Source organism: Pseudomonas koreensis (genome assembly GCF_036668835.1).
GTDB classification, from domain to species: Bacteria; Pseudomonadota; Gammaproteobacteria; order Pseudomonadales; family Pseudomonadaceae; genus Aquipseudomonas; species Aquipseudomonas koreensis_I.
Genome location: NZ_JAZEVW010000002.1, coordinates 576001 through 597925 on the forward strand (window position 1 = coordinate 576001; position 21925 = coordinate 597925).

Genomic DNA, 21925 nt, shown 5'->3' on the forward strand with positions numbered 1-21925 from the left:
AAGTGTGGGAAATACCGAATGGGCATAACCTTAGATGCCAGGCAAGACTGGTTTTGGTAAGCCATTACCTGCTGGCGATAGCGGTGTGTCAGGGCCAAATCAGCTGCCTGACATGCCGTCATCGCGAGCAGGTTCGCTCCCACAGGGGATCGCGGTGCATGTGATCAGCCGATGTGCAAGGCGCGCAGGTCCAGGTGGCCGTCCTTGAGTGGCGGGCACCAGTAGTAGCCGCCAGTGATCGGCCGGCTGATGCGATACAAGCCGTCGGTGATGCCATCTTCCAGGCCGCTCATGCGCCGCAGTTGCGCTTCGAAGGCATCCAGCGAGAAGCCGAACGCGAGGAACATCAGACCGGCGCGATCGCCTTCGATCCACGGCATCGAGCGGCGTACGACGAAGGCTTCCGGGGCGAAGCTTTCCTGCGCGGTGCGCTTGACGTGGGCCGAGACCGGCGCGTCGTCGATTTCTTCGTTGTCGCTCAGGCGCCGGCCCATGATGTTGTCTTTGTCCTCGGCGGACAATTGGTGAAAGCCCTTGAGGTCGTGCTGCCACTGCTGGATCGCGGCGAAACTGGCACCGACGTGGCCGTCAGCGCCCTGGCTCAGCAGCGCGGCAGCGATGGCGGCGTCATCGTGCGGGTTTTCCGTGCCGTCTTCGTAGCCGGTGAGGTCGTGGCCGTCCTTGTGGCGGAAAGCTTCCTGACGATCGACCAGACGCAAGGCCGGTGCGAGTGCGGCTTCAAGGGCGTTGGAGCGATTGAGCAATTCGCCACGGTCAACACCGTGCAACCAGACCCACAATGCGTGCTGGGTGGCAGGGTTTTCCACACCGACGCCGGCCAGTGTCGGGAAGCTGCGCAGCCCGTCGATCTGCACGTTGAGCACCTTGACCAGCGGTTCACCAAACCCCACCACTGCCGACGCGCCATCCACCTGATTGAGCAGGTTATCGAGCGCCTGCGGCAGCGCTTCCACCGATTCGAGGGCGAAGAACAGGTGACGCGCTTGCGCAGGAACTGGGGTGACGAGAATGCCCGGCTGGTAGTAACTCATGTGAACTCCTTGAAAAAGTGCGCGGAGTTTACCTGCGGGCGGTGGATTTGTGGGGTTTGGTGAGTGTCTGGAACATCGACCCTCACCCCAGCCCTCCCTCCGGGCGAGAGCTGGGGTGAAGGTTGGCGTCGTTGCGCCAGGCACTCGGGCTCATTCCGGTCCAGCGTTTGAAGGCGCGGCGAAAACTGCGTACGTCGCTGTAGCCAACTTCTTCGGTGATGCGCTCGATCGGCATGTGCGGATTCGCCAGCAGGCTCAACGTGCGCGCCTGGCGCACTTGCTCCAGCAACGCCTCGAACGTCAGCCCATGCTCGGTCAGGCGCCGGCGCAAAGTGCGGCTGCTCATGTTCAAGTCGCCGGCAATCTTCTCGATATGACTGCCGCGACTTAAATCGCGAGCGATTGCCCGTTCCACCGCCTGAATCAAATCCAGTTTGCGATGCACCTGCGCCGCTTCCAGCTCCAGCAACGCCACCGCCTGCCGCAACGCCAGCGAGTGGTGATTGGGCAGGTTCACGTCCAGCCATCGCGCCTCGATCAGCATGCGATTGTGCAGGCAGCCGAAGCGCACGTCCGGCCCGAGCAAGCGCTGATATTCGCTGCGATAGTCCGGTGCGGCGTGTACGAATTCCACGGCGATCGCCTTGAATTCAGCCCCCACCAGCGCGCGCCCGTACACCAGTAGACTGGCGAAGAATTCCTCGACCGCAAACACCTGCACATCTGCAAATGGCAGGCGGCATTCGGCATCGAGCCAGACCTGATCGCCCACCACATCGACACTCGACACGACAATCCCGCCCGAGGTGTGCTGATGGCGAATGCCCAGGGCAAAGGCATCGCGCAAGGTTTTGCACAGCGACAACACATGACCGAGCAAGCCCAGCGTACCCAGCACATTCTGCGCGCCGACCCACAACCCCAGGCCCTGATTGGGCAGCACCTTGAGCGCACGTTGAATCATCGCCACGGCCTGACGATAGGAGATCCGCTGCGCCGGGTCCTGCAGGTCTTCGAGGTTGAAACCCAGCCCACGGCACAGGCTTTGAGGATCAAAACCCTGGTTCTGCACCACGTCGGCGAGGGTCTGCAACAGGAATGGCGAAACCATCGCTATTTCAAAAGTGGGGTCTTGGACTTTTACGTTCATGGGGGCTGACATTCCGGATCACGCTTGATTGTTATTTTTGTAACCGGTTATGTCGAAAGAAGTTAGCACAGGGTTGGCCGAGTGTCCGCAGAAGTCCCCCTGTTTGTCCGCCAATACCCTGCCCCGCCGTGCGCCAAGCGCTTATTTCTAGCGTACCCGACGCCCCGCGTGCCGGCGTTGCGCTCCAACACAATAATAATGAGGACGGCTATGTACCCGAACCGCGCAACATTCCCCCTGCGCCTGGCCCTTTGCTTGCTGGGCTGCGCCAGCGCAGCGGCCTTGGCGACCGAGGCCGGCGTCGACAATATCGGCCCCGGCACCGATGGTTTCTTCATGCTGCCGACCGACGTCGACAGCCTTCCCGACCACATGGTCGCGTTCAACCTCTACTACAACCATTACAAGTCGCGGAAGCTCAACATCAGCTCGCTGGGTGGCAAGGTGCCGAATGTCGAGATCGAATCGACCGCAGTAATTCCGCGCCTCGACTATCTGAGCCCCGTGCGGGTATTCGGCGGACGCCTGGCCGGGTACATCGCCCAGCCGTGGCTGAAGCAGGAAGTCTCGGTGTTCGGCCTGAGCGACACCCGCGAAGGCATGGGCGACACCACCGTCGCGCCGATCATCCTGTGGGACATGGGCAAGGACCTGACCCTCGCTGCTGCGTTGGAAATCACCGTCCCCACTGGCGAATACAGCGTCGATCGGCTGGCCAACACCAGCAATAATTTCTACACCTACAAACCGTTGTTTTCCTTCACCTGGCTGCCGACCGACAAGACTGAAGTCTCGATGAAGACCACCTACAGCTTCAACGAGAAGAACAAGGACACCGACTACAAATCAGGACAGATCTTCCACTTCGATTATTCGGCCAGCTACAAGCTGACCGACGACCTGATGCTCGGTATAAACGGCTACTACCTGAAACAGACCACCGACGACAAACAGTTCGGCCATACCGTGCAGTTCGCCGGGCAGGACGTCGATGACGGCGTACGCGGCCAGGTCTTCGCCATTGGCCCGGCGCTGCATTTCACCTTTCTCAAATACGCCAGCGCCGAGATCCGCTGGGCCAGGGAGTTTGATGTGGAGAACCGGCCGGAGGGGGAGATGTTGTGGGCGAAGATCAGTATTCCGTATGCGTTCTGAATGCACTTGTAGGAAAGCGCACCTGGATTTGTAGCCTGAAAACCTGAAAAACGCATTGTTGGAATACGCCTACAGCGGCGGTCGAGATTACCGGACAACAGGGGCGAAACGTCTGGCAGATTTAAAGGGGGTGCTTGCAGATACTGGGCTCCGTTATCCCATGGTTCATCAAGGGCTCATGGGGTGCATCGTCAGCCAGTGACGACAATGAGCCATTCCCCTTAGACTGCTTGGAATTGATCACGGAGGTCATATGAGCCTATTGCTTTCCCCGTTTTATTCTGAGTTCGATTCCGAAGAAAAGGCAGAGAGCTACGATCGCTGGTTTTGTGCCAAGGTGCAGGCTGCGCTGGATGATCCTCGCGCAGGCGTTCCCCACGAGGAAGCCATGGTGCGGCTCGACCAATTATTAGAAGAGAAACGCAAGAATCGCCGCACTGCCGCTTGAATGGAGCGATCAAGCTCTGGACGATCTGGCTGACATCATCGATTACATTGAACAATACAATTGCAACGCTTCAGCGGCTCTGCAGCACAAGGTTGATGCAGCTACGCAAAGGCTTTCATCAATACCCTATGGCGACAGATCCGGTCGAGTGTCAGGTACCCGGGAAATGGTGCTCAATTCCAACTATCTGCTGGTCTATCGAGTGAACGGGCGTATCAGAATACTGACGCTGGTCCATACCCGACAACAATACCCGCAGACCTCATAGAATAAAAAAAGGGCGACCCACCGGTCGCCCAAACGTACTGCACGAGAGTCCTCTTACAACGTCAGCTGCCCACGCTCCTCCTCGGTCAACTGCTGCCTGGCCTGTTCATCCAACGCCCCGGCGCCCAGTACCTGCACCGGGCTGTTCGGGTTGTACCCCGGTGCTGGTGCGCGGCTGGCGCCATCGCGCGACGGTGTGAGTTGCTCGTTGCCGAAGCTCAGCACCTGTACGGTAAACACCGAGGCCTGATTCTGCCGCGCCGCCGCTTGTTGCTGTCGCGCCACATCTTCCGCCGCTTGCGTGGCAGAAGAGGCTGCCGAGCTGGCCGAGGTGATCGCGCCGGTATTCACCGCCGACACCACCGGCACACCGGTCGCCTTGCCCTGCACCGAGATGTTCGCGGCGTTGACCACCGTCAGGGCGGCGATGTTGACGTTGCCCGACACGCGAATCCCCGCCTCGCCCGCGTCGATGGTGCCCAGCGGCGCAATCAGGTCGATATCGCCCGGTGCCACTTCGGCAATCGGGTTGAGCGTGGCGATACCGGCGCCGGTGCTTGGCACCGAAGGCGACAGCGTAACGTTGCCCCACGTATCGTAGACACGCTTTGGCGGGGTATAGACCACGGTGGTTTTGGAACCGCGACCGGCGTTGATGTCACCTTCGGCCGACCAGCCCAGAATCGAGCCGCCGAAGGTGGTCATGATCCGGCTCTGCCCGAGCAGAATGCTGCCCTGCGAATACAGCTGAATGTTGCCCGAGCCCTGGGTGATGATCCCCGCCGTGGACGGCGGTGCCGCGCCTTCGATGCCGAACACCTGGCCACCGCCCGGGGTGAGCATCTGAATGTCACCGCCGAACAGGGTCTTGACCCCGGCGCCGCCGTACAGCGTGATGTCGCCGTCATAGCGGATCGCATTGCCGGCAACATCAGTGGTCGGGAACAACGCAGCAATCGCGTTGCGGCCACGCAGATAACTGCCTTGGCGCGGGCCGTCGGCGTCGTTGTATTCCAGGCCACCGGCGCGCAGTTCGGCGAAGTACACCTGCCGCGCGAAGATCGCTTGCTCGGCACTCGGCAGCGCGGCGTAGAAGACCTGTGCCTGTTCGGCGTTGCCGCTGAAGCCGTAACCGAGGGTCAGCCAGCTTTGCAGCTCGTCGACGTAGGTCTTGACCACTTTGCCCGGTTGCGCGCTTAACGAGGCATCGGGATTGGCCAGATTTTGCGGGTTCAGATAACGCGCGATAAAACGCGAATAATCCGGGCCCTGCGCACCGATGCCGGCCTGCAAGACCACACTGGCGCCCGGACGGTTGTCTCCCGCCACGATTGAGCCAAGGCTGTTGATGCTGGCGCGGTCCTCCATGACGATGTTGCGTCCGGCATTGACGTCCAGCGTGCCAGGCCCGGCAATATCGAAGCTGCTGTAGAGAATGTCGCGCCCGGCCCAAACGCGCGATACGTCATGCGGATCGTTATGGACAAATACGTTGCCGGACGAGGTGATGACTTCCTGCCCGACACCTATCTCATCTGCCTGCACAAGCGTGGGCTGCCCCAGGTAAGTCCCGGAAGCCACGATGTCACGCCCCGCTACCATCCACACCGGGCCTGCCGCTTCATACCAGGTGCGCTTGCTCGTTCCGAAACTCAAGGTTTCGCCACTGCGAACCCCGACAAGATCGCCGGTCAGGGCGTAGAACCGTGCCGATGCCTGCCCGCCGTTCAGTCCCGAATAGCTGTCGGGACCGAACGCGAACAATGGATAACGCGTGTTGCTGTCCGGCAGTACGCCATCTCTGCTGTAGTTGCTGCTCTGCGGTTTGCCGGAGGTGTTTGTGGCGAAAGTATTGAAGGCCGGATTGAACGGCGTGGCAATCGCCGAAGCACTGGCCCCGGACTGGTTGATGGCGTAACCGCCGGCATAAATGGAATCCCCGGCCAGCAGCTCGAGCTGCCCCGATGGCGACGGTGCCAGAAGCAATGAGTAAGCCGTCAGCGGGTTTTGCAGGTTGGTAAACGTCGCCGATGGCCCGGCATAAATCGAGCCCTGCCCTGCCACCGCACGCAATATGGACGGATAGACAAAGCGGCCGTCGGTCGGTGAGGTATTACGGCCGCTGACCAACCTGCCGAACTCGCTGAATTCGCCGACCTGCGTGCTCGGCGCCAGATTGCCGCCGGCTGAGAACAGGTCGATGGCGGTGTGCTCTGTCCACAGCGAGAAACCACTGAGCACGCCGCCCTGGGTAACGTTGCCAGTGTCGTCATAGACCGGCGAGGCATTCGTCAGGCTGACGCGACCCGGGTCTGTCGCCCCGCCCAACACCAGGTCACCGCGGCTGTTGAGCTGCATGGCCGAATCGCCCGGTATCAGCACCAGGCCACCAGACGCACTGCCGACGGTTGCCGTGAAGGGATCGAACGGACGTGTTTCCCGTGAATCGTTGACGTGCGCCAACGCACCGTATTGCAGGTTGATACCGCCCAGCGCACCGCCGTTCAACTGCGCTGCACCGCGCAGGTTGATCAACGCGCCTTGCAAGTCGTGGGTCGGCTTGCCGATGCCGGTCTTACTGGCGCGCGCTTGCAGCGACGGGTTGAGCACACCGCCGATGCGAATATCCATGTCGCCGCCACCGGTCATTTGCACACTGCCATCGCTGCCGACCCGCCCGGTGCTGCCGACGGCGAGGATCACTCCTTGGCCGCGCGGGTAATTGACCGCATCACCCAGCGGTTTGAGCATGCCGACGTCTGCCCCTGCACGCAGACTGATGTTGCCGCCGCCCAGGGTGCCGAAGCCGGTGAAGCCCACCAGGTACGGTTCGGTGTTGTTGCTCCCGGTTGAGATCAGCTGGCTGCCATAGCTACCGAAGTTGATCCACCAGGCTGTGGGCATGTCCGCATCGCCCGTGCCCTGGCGCCACAGCCAGTTACCGACGGCGGCACTCGCCATCTGCTCGCGAAAGCCACCGTTCAGCGAGGTCGCTTTAGTGCCCACCGAGTCGCCGGACACCGAACCGCCGGCGTTGATCGTCAGGTTGCCGCCCAGCTGCGGATACCAGGCCTGATAGAGGCTGTCAGTCCCACCGTTGACCCACTTTTCATAATCGGCGCCAGCGCTGCCGAGCACCGAATTGCTGTCCGAAAGATGCCCGCGCGGCTGATTGTAAAGCGGGTCGATATTCGCCGACTGGGTGCCGGCGGTGTACACGCCAAACGGCGAGTCCATGCTCAGGTTGCCAGCCGCCATCAGATCGAGATCACCGGTACCGGTGCGCAGCACGCTGAACATCTGGGTATGGGCTTTGGCGGTTTTCCCGGGGTTGTTGCCAATGCACAGCTCCGGTTGCAGATCGCAGATCACGTAATATTCTTCCGGCACCGGCTCGTAGTCCGCGCCCATTCCGCTGCCCGGTGCCCAGACCCAGCGGGCCATGGGTGCGCAGTCGCCCGGTTCTATATCGCACAGGATGAGATATTCCTCGGACACCGGCTCGAACTCAGGGAATCCATACTGGTTGCCAGCGGCCCAGACCCGTTTGCCGGCCTCGGTGGTGACCTTTACACCGTAGTGACTGTCCGCCAGGCGCAGATTGCCCTCGCCTGTCAGCGGTTTTACCGTACGGCTGTCGGCAGCATCAAGGTCCGCACCCGCCACTACCCGCATCGACCACGACGCGCTGCCGGAAGGCAACATGCTTGCCACTGCCCAGTTCTTGCCTTGCTGCTCGCCGGCAAACGGTCGCAGTTCGATCAGCGACGTGCCCTCGGCAAGTTTCACATCGGTCATCGACGGGATCAGCGAACCGCGCAGCAACGCCAGCGAACCGTTGAGTTTCACCCCGGAAACGCTGAGCATATCGGCGTCGTAAACCCCCGGCAGCGGCACGCCTTTGGGCCAGTTCATGGCTTGCAGAGCGGTCGCCTTGTTCAAGCGAATGCCCGCACCAAGGCGCGTTTGCGCGGGCAGCGTCACGCTCTCGCTCAGCAACGTACCGGCGGCGTACAGCAAGTTGCCGCTCGGGTCATGGATGGCGCCTGCCAGCACCGTACCGGCGCTGAAGGTGTACGCTTCGGCCAGCACCGCCTGCGTCGGCAGCAAGGTGCCATTGGCCAGGACCGCGCCCTGAATCATCACGTCGTAATTGAGCGTGGCGCCGATCGGAAACTGAGTGCCCTCGGCCAGCGAAACACCGCTGCCCGGCACGATCAGATCACCGCCAAATGGCTGCACGCCAGCAATCAATTTCCAGCCAGCGTCATCGACGGTTTCCGGCGGCGGCGCGAAGCCGTCGTTGATGCTGCCATAGATGTCGAGGTTGCCACCGGCGCGAATCACCAGGCTGCCGGCCTCACCGGAACCGTAAACCGACGGGTTCAATTGTGTGTGCCGGTTGAGGCTGGCGTAGCGATAAGCGGACAAGTCCAGATCGCCCTCCACTACCAGATCACCGTCGGCGGTTTTGCTGGCGATTTCCACGCCGGGGCGCAGGTGAAAAGCGTCCGCATAGGTGGCGTTGTTGAGACCAGCCAGTTTGCGTTGCAGCAGGTCTGTGTTGTTCAGCGCAGCATTGATGAAGGTGTCGCTGTCGGTGTGAATACGATCGAGCATGGCCTGATCGATCACTTGATACGGTCGACCACTCACCGCCTCATCGACGCCGTCGCGGGCATCGGTATAGCGACGGGTGCCGTTGAGGCCGATCGACCGAGCGCCCTGAATCGTCAGCGCACCGCTGACATCGATGGCGATGTCATTGCTGCCCAGGCGCGGCGCATTCAGCTCCAGCGTGCCGCGCAACATTCCATCGTGTTGTCCGGCCAGATTGCCCGGCACGGCGTCGGTGCCGTGGCGCAGGTCGATCCGCGCACCGGAGGCCAGCGTCAGCACGCCTTCACCGGAGTTCAGCTCGACGGTGGCGCGGTTCGGCGCATCGATGATTTCGCCATAACTGTCGACGCGCAGCACGCGGCCGTGAGCGTCGAGGACGCTATTGCCGGTGAGGGTCAGGCCGTTTTTGGCCGACAGGCGTATGCTGCCGACGCGTTCGCCACTGGCGTCTACAAGCCCCGCCACGGTCAGGTTGCCATTGTCCACCGAAACGTTGACCTCGCTCGCCTTGAGGCCATCGCCAATCAGCAGATTGCCTTGCTTGAGCTGCAGGCTGCGGCTGCCGAATACTTGCCCGGCGTTCAGGCGCTGATTGAGCGCGGCGAACTGCTCAGTGGCATCACCGCCCAGCCGTTGCGCACGGATCTCCACGCCACCGGCCTTGTACGGCACCAGCGTCCCGCCGGCATCGTAGTAACCGCTGCTGCCGCCAAGGACCTGCCCTTGCAGATCGACGGTTCCCGCCACGTCAGCCAATGCGATGGCGCTGAGGTGGCCGGCCTGATTGTTCTTCGCCGACAGATCGATTCGCGAGCCGGCCGCCTGACGAATATTGCCGTTGGCGCTGTACAGCGACACATCACCGCCCCAGCTGTATTTGCTCACATCGTTGAACGGCAAGGTACGCCCGGCCAGATCCAGCACCGCGCCGCTACCCAGATTCAGATCCTCTTCGGACTTGACCGTCAGTTTGCCGCTGGCCAGGGTAATACGGCTATCGAGAACGATACTGCGGGCCTCGAGATTGAGTTCTGCACCTAATGCATCCGCAACACCGGCAGCCCCGCCGCCATTGAGCGTCAGGTTATTGCCGGCCTTGAGCAGGTTGACCGACGCCGCCTCACCGGTGAGCAACGGCGTACGCAGATTGAGGTTGCCGCCGCTGTAGCTGTAACCCTTGACCGGGTCGTAAGCGCCCTGCTCCTGATACACCGCGAGGCTGCCCTTGTGATTGGCGGTGATGCGCTCGCTGGCCGTCAGGTTGACGTTGGCAAAGCCCAGCGCCAGACGATTGTTCTGATCCAGACCACTGGCTTGCGGCATCGGCCCATAACCCAGTTCGATGCGTTGCGCCTGAATGTCCAGGGTGCCGCTGCCCGTGCCGGCGCCGTCGGTAATGACACCGCCAGGGCTCTGCGTAGCGCCGTTCCAGATCAGATTGGCGGTGCGGATGCTCGCCACATCGCTGGCATCGCCCAGACCGTAGATCGCAGGCGTTGCCAATACCAGATTCTGCAGTTTGCTCTGGCCGGTCTGCGGATCGAGGGTGTCGAGGCTGACGCTGCCAAAGAAATTGAAAGCATCGCGGGTGGTGAGACTGAGGGTTTCCAGGGCCGGCGCACCGGCCTGCGTATCGCCGCGCAGCAAACGGTTCAGGACGCTCTGGTTAAGCGTCAGGCCGGCCGGTACGCGATTACCCGCCGCGGCCAATGCCTCGGCACTGCCGGCATTCACCGCACCGACCGACAACGCCAGATGCCGGGTGCCGAAACGCACCGCGTCACTGAGTTCGAACTGATTGTCCGTGGCGGCGGTGATGCTGCCGGTCGAATAGAGCACTGCCGGCGCACTGCACAGATCCGTCGCGCAGGTGCCGATGCGGATACTGCCGGCGCCCGTGATGCCGCTCGCCACCTCTGGCGCCAGCACGTTGGTCCAACCGTTGGAAGCCAGCAACAGGCTGGAATTGCGCGGCTGATACAGATAGCCGGCGGTCGAATCGTAAGCCACCTTGCCATGCCCGAGGGTATTGATCCCGGCACCTGCCTCAACGGTGATGCCACCCAGGGTCGAGGTGGTGCGCAACATGACCTCTGGCGCAGCCAGAATCGCGCCTTCGCGCAGGAGGATATTGTTGCTGGTGCCCGTGAACTCGATGAGGTTGGGCGAGGTGTTGTACACAACCTTGGGTAATGCACCAAGGGTCAAGCGCGCGGCGTTGAGGTTGTTCAACGAATCGGCATACAGCGACACACCGGCGAAGCCCTCGGTCGGCGCACGTCCCGTGCCAAGTACTTCGATGTCAGCGCCGGCATTACCGCCGCGTATCGCAGCCGTACCGGTAAAACCGCCCTCGGCAGCCTTGAACAACGCCTGCCCGTTGAACTGCAAGGCGATGTCCTGCTCGCCACCGGCACTCAAGCGCATGTCCAGCGTTTTGCCATCCATCGGCGCCAGTGCGCGAGGTATGCCACGGCGGGCCGCATCGCTTTGAATGAACTGCGTGAACCCGGTTTCGTTGTATTGCGAGTACCGCCGCAACACATCCGCCGCAGTCAGGATGACCTGGCTGGCGAGGTTGTCACGGACCCCGGTGTTGGCAATCGACAATTGCCCGCTACCCGCCCAGGAACCGTTGCGCAATGGCAACGCCGAACTCATCGCGCCTGCTGTGGCCTGACCGTTGACCTCGACCCGGAACGCCCCTGGCAGCAGCGCAAAGGTCGACGGCAACAGGGTGTAGGTGCCCGCCGCCAGCCCCGGCACGCCTGCGCCGAGGGTGATCTGCTGGCCGATGCGCGGGTCGACCGCACCTGGCTCGGCCAGCAGCGGCGCGTAAACGCTCTGATTGCCCGGAACAATGGCGTACACCGGGTTGCTCGCCAGCCCCGGCAGGCTGAAGCTGCCGTCGCCGGCATTGCGTACCAGCGGGTTGAAACGTGCATCGGTCGAGCCGCCGCGCCCGGAAACGAAACCGGCGCCACGCAGATCGCCACCGCCTGACAGGTCGATCAGCGCGCCGCTCTGTACATCAATGAATTGCGAGTTCAGCACAACGCCGTCGGTATCACCGGTGACGCCGTTCAGCACCACGGACTTGCCGTCGTAGCGATAATCGATGCCATCCGTAGTGCCGCCGTAGGGCATCACCAGTCCGGCGCCGCTGACTGACGTCACGCTGCCCGGCAGCAGGCGCACTTCGCGGGTTTGGGTGACCACATCGTCACCTACTGTAATCAGGCCCAGTGGCGCGCGGATAACGCCGCCCTGCTCAATGGTGCCCGCTGCCAGGCTCAGACTGCCGAATACCGAATACGGCACCGCAGCGGGTGCCGGTCCGCGACCGCTGATGCGCAATGTGTGTGAGGAATCGGCGATGGGGCCCTGATAACCGACGCGTACCTCAGCCTGCACCCCCGTTGCCGGATAAATCTGCGCCGCGCCGAGATCCAGGTCACCCGGGGTCCATAAACGGGTTTTCGGCGCGTCATCGTTCGGCGCGAGGAAACGCAGATCACCGCTGCTGTTCAGGGACACGCGGCCAAACGCACGGCGGCTGTATTCCACCGCCGGAGCCTGCAGTTGTGCGATCGAACCCTGGGTGCCGAATGACAAACCGTTGCGCACATCCAGCAGATTGGCCGATGCGCTGAAGGTTGCGCCTGTCAGCTTCGTCGTTGGATTGAGCAGCAGTCGCGGACGCATTAAGCCGACGCCCGCGAAGTAGCTGCCGACACCTGACAGGCGCAGGTACGGAGCGCTCAACTCGACACGGGCCGTCGCCTGCGAATCCTCAGCCAGCGACAGCGCTCCGGCATAAAGATTGAGGCTCTGATTCATGTGCAGATCGACATCACCGTCAAACGACAGCAGGCCGTTGCTGAACAGACCGAGGTTATCGAAGCCGCCGGCCATCAAGCTGTCCGCACTCAGGCGCGCCTGCCCATAACGCAAGCCATCGGCAGCCTCGCCCGGTTGCAGATCCACCGCCAGCGGTTTGTCACCGGCGCTTTGGCCGATGATCATTTCCCGTGGCGCGCGTACCGGGTTGCTCGCCGAGTCAACATACAACGGCGTTTCCAGGGCCAGTTCCAGGCGCCCGCCCGCCGCGCCGAGACCACCGGCCGCTGCGCGCAAATCACCGTCGATGAACAGGCCGTTGTAGGAACTCAGGCTGATGCGTCCGCCGTCGCTGGCGACACGGGTCGGGCCTTGGCCCGCAATGTCGAGCACCGCCTCGCTACCGGACGCGTCGAGCCGCGCGCCCTGGCGAACAATTACGTAAGCATCGGCCGCTGTGGCCGTGGCGGCTGTTGCATCGATTTCGCCACCGACAATGATGCTGCCGCCCTTGCCGACCTGGCCGTAGGTTCGGCCCAGCGCATCGATCGCCGTGCTGGCGCGCCCGGCAACGTCGAGCACGGCCTGTTCGCCGATCCAGATCGAACGCTCGTGCGCCTTCGGGTCGGCCTGTTGATTAGACGTGGTCGGATTGATCGACCCGAACTGCTGTTGCCGGATATCGATCGTACCGCCCCAGGCATTCAGTTCACCGTCAACCGTGATCTGCCCGGCGCCACGCAGCGTGATGCGCTGCCCCGGATCGACGCTGATGCGCGAACTGCGGCCGAGGGTCAACGAGCTGTTGGCGGCATCGATCAGCCCGATCAGGCTGGCCCCGCCTTGCAGGGTCAGGCTGGCGCCGCCGCGTTGTGTCAGCACACCTTTGAGCGCGTCTTGCTGAAACAGCGGTGGTGTCCACAGCTCCAGCGCCGCCCCAGGTTCGGCAGCACTGGCCAGACTCGGCGCTTGCTCGGTAAAGCGGTACACCGGCATGCTCACGTCGATCGCGGCGCCTTCGGCAACCTGCAGCCCGCTCAGGCCGATGAGGTTGTAAGCTGAAAAGCCCTTTTTGAACAGATCGGCAGATAGCTGCAGGGTATTGTCTGCCAGCGCTTTGTCAGCCTGCCCGACGAGTATCTTGTTGGCCTGCACCGTCAACGTGCCGCCGCCGGTGACGCCATAACCGCGCAAATCGCCTTCAAGCTTGAGATGAGTCTGGCCGGGCGCCGAAATGGCACTGGATTCCAGCGTCAGGTCACCGCCCTTGCCACCACGGGGCTTGCCGTTGGCGAGAATGGCGCCACCGGAAGAGACATCCAGCAGGCTGCCGGCGCCGATATCGATATCGCCACTGCTGCGAATCGACAGCACACCGCCGTTGAGGTACGCCAGGCTGGCACCGTCGTCCGGGTCGGTGCGCAGGTTGCTCCACAGACCACTGGCATCAAGCCGCACACCCTCGGTGACGGTGACTTGCGTCGCCTTGCCATCCTTCGCCGTCAGGCGGGTGTCAGTGGTGCCGCTGCTGAGGAACTGATTGAGCACGTTGCCCAGCCGCAGACTGCCGCCACGCGCGGTCAGGTCGGCGCCAATCTGTACATCCGGTGCGTAGAGGGTGATGTCGCCGCCGTTATCAACCGTGAGCGCGCCGTCGACCACGACCTGATCCCTGGCCGCGACCTTGAGGGCGCCGAGCCGGAAACCATTGAGTTGATCGTTATCGAGGAACAACGCGCCCTTGCGCGCATCGGCCACCGCACCGGTGAGATCCAGATCACTGCCGCCGACCGGACGTTCGCCACCGATCTGCACGTTATCCAGCGTCGGATTGAGCGTGTACAACAAACCGCCCGCCGCCGCGACGTAGGTCGGCTCATAGCTGCCGACGACCAACTGTGCACGCCGCGCCAGCGCCGTCTGGCTCTGATCGTAACCATCGAGCTGAGGTTTCGGCGCCTGGTTCTGCCGCTCGCCCTGGTACACCTCGCCAACCATCTGCCCTTCGAGCACCGCGTTGGCGGTGGCGATCACCAGTTGCCCGGCGTCGCGGCCGACGGTGTATCCCGACTCGAATCGTGAGCGCGGGGCAATCAGCGGATTGTAAAAAACGCTGGTCTGACCCCAGCGTTCACTGTGGTCTTCATAGCCCTTGTACAACCCGGTGTAGAGCAAATCCCCCGGAGCGCGGGAAACTTCGTAGAGTTTGCCATCCTCGCCGCGCAGCCAACTCTGCCGCACTTCGCCACTTTGCACATCGAGGGTGCCGCCCGACAGGTTGATCAGCGAGCCTTTCTCGGTGACCACGTCGTTGCCAGCAAAACTCACCGTACCGCCCTGGGCCATCCACTCGCCAACGCTGTGGCCTTGGGTGCCGAGATAACCACCGACTTCGAGCAAGCCACCCGCGGTGTACCAGCGGTCGGTGGCATAGCCATTGGTGCCGGCCGGCACGTGGACCAGTTCGCGCACATCGACCCAGATGTCATTGCTGTTGAGCGCGCCTTTGTCACGGTTGCCCGAGGCATCGCGCTGCTCGTTGCCCTGCACGTTGATCTTGATGCTGTTGTTTTCCATCGCCACTTTGACGCCGAGGGCTCCGGACACATCAATCATCGCGCCATCACGCACCAGGCTGCGGCGCTGCGCACTGACAGCCACCTGGCCGCCGGTGGCAAGGGTAATCGAGCCATTCTGGAATTCGACGGTGCCACCGCTCTGCACCTCAATGCGCGATTGATCGCCCCGAATGCGGTTGTTGGCGTTGACGCCGGTCAGCGCCGCATCATGCTGACTGTCGAGGGCGGTCAGGTCGCTGCTGTCGAGCAGAATCGCCGTGGCACTGCCCTGCCCCAGCGTTACGCTGCCAGTGGCGTCGGTGCTGGGGTTGCTCAGGTGAATCGTGCCGCGCGTCGCGACCGAAGTGCTGGCAAGCAACACGCCGTTTTGCACCACCTCATGACCGGCCAGGGTGATGTCACCGGTCGCCGACTGAATCAGACCGTTGTTGGTGACCTTGCCGGCAGTTGCCCCCGCTTTGAACCCCGGAATGACTTCACTACCGAACGTGGTCGACAGGGCATTGCCCTCGGTGCCCGAGCCTTTGCGGATGTAGAAGCGGTCACCGGCGGCGAGTACGGTCTGGCCCTTGACGGTGCTGATGCTGCCGTCGTTCTGTACTTCATGGCCGAGCAATAACGCGTAGCCGCCGGCATCGGTCGAGGCCGCCGGTTTGTGGGTTTCGATGGCCGCGCCGCGCTCCACGAGCACCTTGCCGGCCGCTTCGGTGAAGGTCGGTTGCGTGCCGGTGCTGTCAAAATACAGCCCGCGGTCACGGAACTGGATGTCCGTGATATTCGCCGCCGCAGCTACCAGATTGCGCACGTTGACCTGACTGCTGCCGCTGAACACGATGCCGTTGCGGTTGATCAGCATCACCGTGCCGTCGCCCTTGATCTGGCCCTGAATCTGGCTCGGCCGCGCGCTCGGATCGTTGACCCGGTTGAGTACCGCCCAGTTCGATTGCTGGGCGAATTCGACCGAGGTGTTGCGCCCGACGTTGAAGGTTTCCCAGTTGAGGATCGCCTTGTCAGCGGTCTGCTCGATCGTCACCGTGGTCTTGCCGCCGCTCTGGGTCTGCTGCGGACCTTTGGCGTTCTGCCAGCCCTGGGCGAGGCTGTTATCGACCTTCAAGCCGCCCTCGCCCAGCCCGTCCGGCACCATTTGCACCGTCCCCAACGCCGCCGCCCGCCCAGCCGCCTGCGCCGCTTGCTGCGCAGCAATCGCCGCGACCGTGTTGTTGAGCGTCTGAATCGAACGCTGCAATTGCTGATTGGCCTTCTGCTGCTGCGCCAACGGCGGCGTCATCCCCGGTAACCCACCCCCGCCCGGCCGCGCCGCCGCAGCCTGCTGCGCCGCGCCCTTGGCCGCAAACCAGGCCGAATTGAACGCCGTCTGCGCCTGCGCCCCACCCGCCACCAGACACAACGCCACCGCCTGCGCCAACGGCTTGAGCAACCACAGCGCCGGCTCGACGATTTCACGCCTGGATGACTGAACGTTGGAACGACGACGGGACGGGCGAGCGAGCATCACTACGAGATCCTTTTGTTGACTGCCACACATGGCTGCAGGCATGCGTAGACCTGCTGTTACGACATAGGCAGTTGGCGAGGACCACGACCGAACGGATGTCACACAAACTTCATGAAGGGGGAGTAGCTGACCGCGAAACGGAGCTGACGATCAAAAGCCCCTCACCCTGGCCCTCTCCCGGAGGGAGAGCGGACTGACCGTGGTGGATGCCAGGGAATTGCCGGCGTGAAATACCTGGTCGAATGCAGATTTGAGAGCAAAGTCAAAAGCCCCTCACCCTAGCCCTCTCCCAGAGGGAGAGGGGACTGATCGTGCTGATCGGAAGAACTACGTCAACATGAAAAACCGAGTCGAATGCAAGTTTTGAACGGCCCACAAATCGGCTCCCTCTCCCTCGGGAGAGGGCTGGGGTGAGGGGCAGCCACACCACAAATCCCAAGCCAAGCGACGCTTCTAACCACTCAACAATGAGCGTTAGCTCGCGTGCCCTTGATCTTGATCTTGCCTGACCAGCGACATCGGAAGGCTGAGCGCAGGGATTGATCCGGGCGTGGGAGCGCAGCGACCGTCTGGCGCAGCCAGACACAGCGCAAGTAGGTGCAGCGAAGCAAACCGTAGGCGCTGCGCCCGGATCGGTCCCGCAGCGAAGGAACCCGAGCCTGCGAGGGCCGTACGTAGGAGCAAGCCTTTTCGGTTACCTTTTCGGCGTCTGGAAAAGGTGACTCGCCGTAAGGGCGAAACCGCCAGAAGCATCACCCGAAGAAACGGATATGCCCCCCCAAACAAACCCCCAAAAAAAACCCCACAACCAAAGGCGTGGGGCAAAGAATTGGTTGGTTGCGGCCAACCAAAGGAGCTCAGACAAATCAAAAAATCAGATGCAATCCTGCGCCGCCCGCTCAAAACTCGACGGCAACAAATTAGACGCCAGCAGATGCCGCTCATAAATGAACACCTTGCCGCCATTCCCCGCCTTGTAAGCCTCAAGCACGTTGTCCGCGGAAATCTTGCTCGGCACCACAATCCGATAACTGCGCTGGGTCTGCGAAACCGTCGGGTGCAGCGCACTGCCCTGCAACTTCGGCACCACGCACTCGGCGTACTGCTCTGGAGTCTTGCTGGTCTGCAAGGTCAGGCTCGGATTGTTCGGCGCCGAAGCACACCCGGCGAGCAACAAGGAAGCGACAGCCATGGCAGGAACGAATAAAAGACGCATCGGGGTAATCCTGAAAATAAAGGTTCGGTTCAACCGGCAACGGTCCAGCCTCACGGAGCCGCCGTTGCCATTTATGTTTTGAGAGATCAGCTCGACGCCACCAGCGCCTTGAGCGACACATCGAATTGTTTCAAGGCATCAAATTGCAGGTCGCGCTGTTTGTCGATCTGCGCCGCAATCGCCGGCGCTGCCTGGTCATGCACCCAGACCGAAGGCAGCTGTTTTTCCACCGCGCCTTCAGCCTTGCCGATGTATTGCAGGTCGGCGTCATAGAAGCGCGCAGTAAAACGCGCCTCGACCAGGTTGTTACGCTGGGTCAGCAAGCGATTGAAGGTGTCGAGCTTGACCACCACGTCCGGATGCGCCTGCACCAGCGCATCGAGGTTGTCGTAGACCGTCACCGAGAGAAACTGCTGTTGCAGCGAACTCACCAGCCAGTCGATCGCCAGTTCCGGATCGGAGCTGCCGACAAATGCTTCACGAATCCGCGAATCCAGCGCATCTTTCGCGCCATTGGCCGCCATGTCGTGATAACGCTCGAGGTATTGCAGGTTGTCCAGGGTGCTCGCACTGAGCAACACGCCGACGGTTTGCGAATGCTGCAAGCTCGCGCTGCTGCCACCCAGGCTCTGGAAGTGGCACGTCCCGGCGTCGGCTGCGTAGGTCGGCGCGGTAAACATCGCGCCCGCTGTCAGCAGGGTGAGCAAAGCCAGTCGGGGCAGCATGTTCATCGCGCAATTTCCTTGAGCGGCGTGGTCGATGGAAGCGATTTTCCGCCGATTGCCGACAAAGCAGAACTTGCGTTTCTTGATGGTCACTATTACTTCTAGCAATAGTTGCGCTCGCGCAGACTGCGAGACACTCCAATACAACGACAAAGACCCGCGAGGTTTGCCTTGAGAACGTTTGACCTGATCCGTGACGCCGTTTTTCCCGAATATCGCGAGCGCGTGGCCGAGTATCTGGTGCAGTACGAAAGTGTGTTGCTGGACAAAAACCGTCGCGATCCAGAACTGATCAAAGACACTGCCAACCAATTGCGCGGTTATCTGCGCGGACTCAACACCACGCGCGTGTTGGGTATGGCTTATTGGGAAGAGCTGGATCGCCGAGTGGTCGACACCTGGCTCGCGCCCGCGTCATGACCGTCTAGACTTGCCGGGCGTTGTCCCGTCAGTCGAACCGGAGGTGCGTCATGAGCAACAGCGAACCCACAACTTTCAACGGCTGGGCTGCGACCGCGGCCGGTGCCCCGCTCGAACCGTACAGCTACGACCCCGGCCCGTTGGGCGAAGAAGACGTTGAAGTGGCGGTGGAATATTGCGGCGTCTGCCACTCCGACCAGTCCTTGATCGATAACGATTGGGGCATCAGCCGTTACCCGTTCGTGCCCGGCCACGAAGCCGTCGGCAAAATCGTGCGCATGGGCGCGCAAGTCCGCGGCCTGCAGCTCGGTCAGCGTGTCGGTATCGGCTGGTATAAAGGCAGCTGCATGCATTGCTCATCGTGCATGTCCGGCTCGCAACAACTGTGCGGCACCGCGCAACCAACCATCATCGGCAGCAATGGCGGCTTCGCCGATCGCTTGAGAGCGCATTGGGCCTGGGCGGTTGCGGTCCCGGACAGCCTCGATCCGGCGCTGGTCGGGCCACTGTTCTGCGCCGGTTCCACGGTGTTCAATCCGTTGCTGCAGTTCGGTGTGAAACCGACCGATCGGGTCGGCGTGGTCGGCATCGGCGGACTGGGCCATCTGGCGCTGCGCTTTCTAAACGCGTGGGGTTGCGAAGTCACCGCATTCACCTCGTCCCTGAACAAGCAGGACGAGGCCAAGCGGCTAGGCGCGCACAACGTGGTTGCCTCAACCGACAGCAACGCATTGAAAGCGATTGCCGGCAGCCTCGACTTCCTGCTGATCAGCGCCAACGCCGACCTCGACTGGCCGGCGATGCTCGCAACGCTACGTGCCAATGGTCGCTTGCATTTCGTCGGCATCGTACCCAGCGCGATTCCGGTGCATGTGTTCGATCTGATTCCGCAGCAGAAATCGCTGTCCGCCTCCCCGGTCGGCTCGCCCGGCACCATGGCGACCATGCTGGAATTCTGTGCCCGGCACCAGATTCTGCCGCAGGTAGAGATGTTCCCGATGAGCAAGGTCAACGAGGCAGTCGACCACTTGCGCAGTGGCAAGGCGCGCTACCGCGTGGTGCTCGACGCCAGCCAATAAGCCAAGGCGCGGCGGCGCAGGCCGACCGCGCCCTCTGCGAAAAATCCGCCCGAACGCTTACAATCGCCGGTCCTACCGCCCAATCAGACAGGCCCGCCCGTAAATGCTGCTCGACCCGCCAACGATGCTCACCATCACCATCGCACTTGCAGCCGCTGCCGCGCTGTACCTGGCGATCGAATGGCGCAGTATTGGTGAATCTTCGCTGCTGTTCTGGAGCGCTGGTTTCGCCACGATCAGCGTGGGTTCCACCCTCGCCCTGTTGCGCAGCAGCGGCTTCCTGTGGCTTGGCATCTGGTTCGCCAATGGCTTGTTGGTGAGCGCGCACTTCTTTTTTCTGCTCGGCGTGGCGCGTTTTACCCAGACACGGCTGTCGCCGGCCTGGTACCTGATTTTCCTGACCTGGCTGGTGATGCTGTTGATGCCGGACGGGCCGCTGTGGTCGAAAGCCATGCTGGTGGCCAATTCGCTACTGGTGGCGATTCCGACGCTCAAGGCCAGCTCGCTGTTACGCCCGCACGGCAAGTCGCTGAGCGTCGGCGCAGTGCAACTGCGTTATGTGCTGCTCGGCCATGGCCTGTTCTACGTGGCCAAAGCGCTGACCGTGGCGATACCCGGCACGTTGATCGATCTGGCGGCGTTTCGCGGCGAGATCATTCAGATTTCCTTGGTCGAAGGCGCGATGGCGATCATGTTGATTGCGTTATCGATGACCGGCACCGAACGTTATCGCCGGGAAAAGCAGATCGCCCGCCTTGCCGAGCGCGACCCGCTGACCGCCCTGTACAACCGCCGCGCGCTGGAAAAACGCGCACCGCGCCTGCTGCAACAGGTATCGCCGCAACAGCCGGGCGCCCTGCTGCTGATCGATATCGACAATTTCAAACTGGTCAACGACCACTTCGGCCACACCGCCGGCGACCGTTTGCTCATCGCCCTCAGTGAAATGATCCTAGCGACACTGCCGCGCAATGCCTTAACGGCACGGCTCGGCGGCGACGAGTTCGTCATCCTGTTGAACAACACTTCCTGTGAGCGCATCGTCGAACTCGGCGACAGCCTGCGCGATCAGTTTTTGAACATGGCCTCACAGACCTTTGCCACGTCAGCCGCGGTCACCCTGAGCATCGGCGCCAGCGCATTCGACACGGCCCCGGCCAGTCTCGCGGCACTGATCGAACAAGGCGATCTGGCGCTCTACGAATCTAAACGCGGCGGGCGCAATCGCCTGCGTCTGACCGGGCTCACCACTCCAGGATAATAAGAAACATGTCCAGCCTCGACACACCACTGCAAGACCTCGCCGCCCCCGAAGGCGTTTGCTACGGCTGCGGCGGCCGCAACCCGGATGGCCTGCACGTCAAAAGCCGCTGGCACGACGACGGCATCCACGTCATCGCCGAGCACCTGCCCGACAACCAATATTGCGGCTGGCCGGATCTGGTCTACGGCGGGCTGATCGCCATGCTGGTCGACTGCCACTCCAACTGGACGGCAATGGCCTACCACTACCGCGCGGAACACCGCGAAGCCGGCAGCCTGCCGCGCATCGACTGTGTCACCGGCAGTCTGGGCATCAAATTCATCAAACCGACACCGATGGGCGTGCCGCTGATCTTGCGGGCCAGAGTTGACGGTGAAGTCGGGCGCAAGACGCGAGTGATTTGCGAAGTGTATGCGGGGGAAGTGCTGACGGCGGTAGGCGATTCGGTGTTTGTGCGGGTGGATACCGGGCAGTTGGCGAATGCGGCGCATGGGCGTTGAAGCCTCGACCATTCGATGCTGCCGATTGGGTGGTTTATTTGAATCCTGCATAAATCGGCTCCCTCTCCCTCTGGGAGAGGGCTGGGGTGAGGGG

12 protein-coding genes are annotated in these 21925 nt (G+C 62.2%); 7 read left to right on the top strand and 5 right to left on the bottom strand.

The window, feature by feature from the left end; translation table 11 throughout:
* Positions 1-164: 164 nt before the first annotated feature.
* Positions 165-1052 carry a Dyp-type peroxidase gene (locus V6F91_RS07565; protein ID WP_332763277.1) on the bottom strand — a complete coding sequence of 296 codons (888 nt, stop codon included), beginning with the start codon at positions 1050-1052 and terminating at the stop codon, positions 165-167.
* A gap of 82 nt (positions 1053-1134) precedes the next feature.
* Positions 1135-2202: an AraC family transcriptional regulator gene (locus V6F91_RS07570; RefSeq protein ID WP_332763278.1), complete on the bottom strand. Its 1068-nt coding sequence runs from the start codon at positions 2200-2202 to the stop codon at positions 1135-1137.
* 210 nt (positions 2203-2412) lie between these two features.
* On the opposite strand from V6F91_RS07570, the gene V6F91_RS07575 reads away from it, so the two are divergent.
* The 3 genes from V6F91_RS07575 (at position 2413) to V6F91_RS07585 (ending at position 4073) form a co-directional block, all read left to right on the top strand.
* Entirely contained in the window at positions 2413-3357 is a 945-nt protein-coding gene (locus V6F91_RS07575) for a SphA family protein (RefSeq protein WP_332763279.1), read from the top strand.
* Positions 3358-3610: 253 nt separating this feature from the next.
* Positions 3611-3805: a stability determinant gene (locus V6F91_RS07580; protein WP_332763280.1), complete on the top strand. Its 195-nt coding sequence runs from the start codon at positions 3611-3613 to the stop codon at positions 3803-3805.
* Positions 3806-3851: 46 nt separating this feature from the next.
* Positions 3852-4073, top strand: coding sequence for a type II toxin-antitoxin system RelE/ParE family toxin (locus tag V6F91_RS07585; protein WP_332763615.1), 222 nt, complete (start codon positions 3852-3854; stop codon positions 4071-4073).
* Between the two features lie 53 nt (positions 4074-4126).
* On the opposite strand, the gene V6F91_RS07590 is transcribed toward V6F91_RS07585, so the two are convergent.
* From V6F91_RS07590 to V6F91_RS07600, 3 genes are all read right to left on the bottom strand, one after another.
* Positions 4127-16624, bottom strand: coding sequence for a filamentous hemagglutinin family protein (locus tag V6F91_RS07590; protein ID WP_332763281.1), 12498 nt, complete (start codon positions 16622-16624; stop codon positions 4127-4129).
* 877 nt (positions 16625-17501) lie between these two features.
* Positions 17502-17843 (bottom strand): hypothetical protein, encoded by a 342-nt coding sequence (locus V6F91_RS07595; protein ID WP_093101244.1) that lies wholly within the window; start codon positions 17841-17843, stop codon positions 17502-17504.
* A gap of 86 nt (positions 17844-17929) precedes the next feature.
* The gene (locus V6F91_RS07600) at positions 17930-18574 is read right to left on the bottom strand and encodes an ATPase (protein ID WP_332763282.1); all 645 of its coding nucleotides are present in this window, start codon (positions 18572-18574) and stop codon (positions 17930-17932) included.
* Positions 18575-18739: 165 nt separating this feature from the next.
* Between V6F91_RS07600 and V6F91_RS07605 the strand changes: the two genes are divergently transcribed.
* From V6F91_RS07605 to V6F91_RS07620, 4 genes are all read left to right on the top strand, one after another.
* On the top strand, positions 18740-18988 hold the full coding sequence (locus tag V6F91_RS07605; protein ID WP_332763283.1) for a hypothetical protein: 249 nt from the start codon (positions 18740-18742) through the stop codon (positions 18986-18988).
* A 50-nt stretch (positions 18989-19038) separates the two neighbouring features.
* Positions 19039-20067 carry an NADPH-dependent aldehyde reductase Ahr gene (gene ahr / locus V6F91_RS07610; protein ID WP_332763284.1) on the top strand — a complete coding sequence of 343 codons (1029 nt, stop codon included), beginning with the start codon at positions 19039-19041 and terminating at the stop codon, positions 20065-20067.
* A 103-nt stretch (positions 20068-20170) separates the two neighbouring features.
* Positions 20171-21328 (top strand): GGDEF domain-containing protein, encoded by a 1158-nt coding sequence (locus tag V6F91_RS07615; protein ID WP_332763285.1) that lies wholly within the window; start codon positions 20171-20173, stop codon positions 21326-21328.
* Positions 21329-21336: 8 nt separating this feature from the next.
* The gene (locus V6F91_RS07620; protein WP_332763286.1) at positions 21337-21831 is read left to right on the top strand and encodes a PaaI family thioesterase; all 495 of its coding nucleotides are present in this window, start codon (positions 21337-21339) and stop codon (positions 21829-21831) included.
* The last annotated feature ends 94 nt before the right edge of the window (positions 21832-21925 follow it).

Bases quoted from the DNA above. Each gene is read 5' to 3' on its own strand.
- V6F91_RS07565 (WP_332763277.1), bottom strand. From the start codon at position 1,052: ATGAGTTACTACCAGCCGGGCATTCTCGTCACCCCAGTTCCTGCGCAA.
- V6F91_RS07570 (WP_332763278.1), bottom strand. From the start codon at position 2,202: ATGAACGTAAAAGTCCAAGACCCCACTTTTGAAATAGCGATGGTTTCG.
- V6F91_RS07575 (WP_332763279.1), top strand. From the start codon at position 2,413: ATGTACCCGAACCGCGCAACATTCCCCCTGCGCCTGGCCCTTTGCTTG.
- V6F91_RS07580 (WP_332763280.1), top strand. From the start codon at position 3,611: ATGAGCCTATTGCTTTCCCCGTTTTATTCTGAGTTCGATTCCGAAGAA.
- V6F91_RS07590 (WP_332763281.1), bottom strand. From the start codon at position 16,624: ATGCTCGCTCGCCCGTCCCGTCGTCGTTCCAACGTTCAGTCATCCAGG.
- V6F91_RS07595 (WP_093101244.1), bottom strand. From the start codon at position 17,843: ATGCGTCTTTTATTCGTTCCTGCCATGGCTGTCGCTTCCTTGTTGCTC.
- V6F91_RS07600 (WP_332763282.1), bottom strand. From the start codon at position 18,574: ATGAACATGCTGCCCCGACTGGCTTTGCTCACCCTGCTGACAGCGGGC.
- ahr (WP_332763284.1), top strand. From the start codon at position 19,039: ATGAGCAACAGCGAACCCACAACTTTCAACGGCTGGGCTGCGACCGCG.
- V6F91_RS07615 (WP_332763285.1), top strand. From the start codon at position 20,171: ATGCTGCTCGACCCGCCAACGATGCTCACCATCACCATCGCACTTGCA.
- V6F91_RS07620 (WP_332763286.1), top strand. From the start codon at position 21,337: ATGTCCAGCCTCGACACACCACTGCAAGACCTCGCCGCCCCCGAAGGC.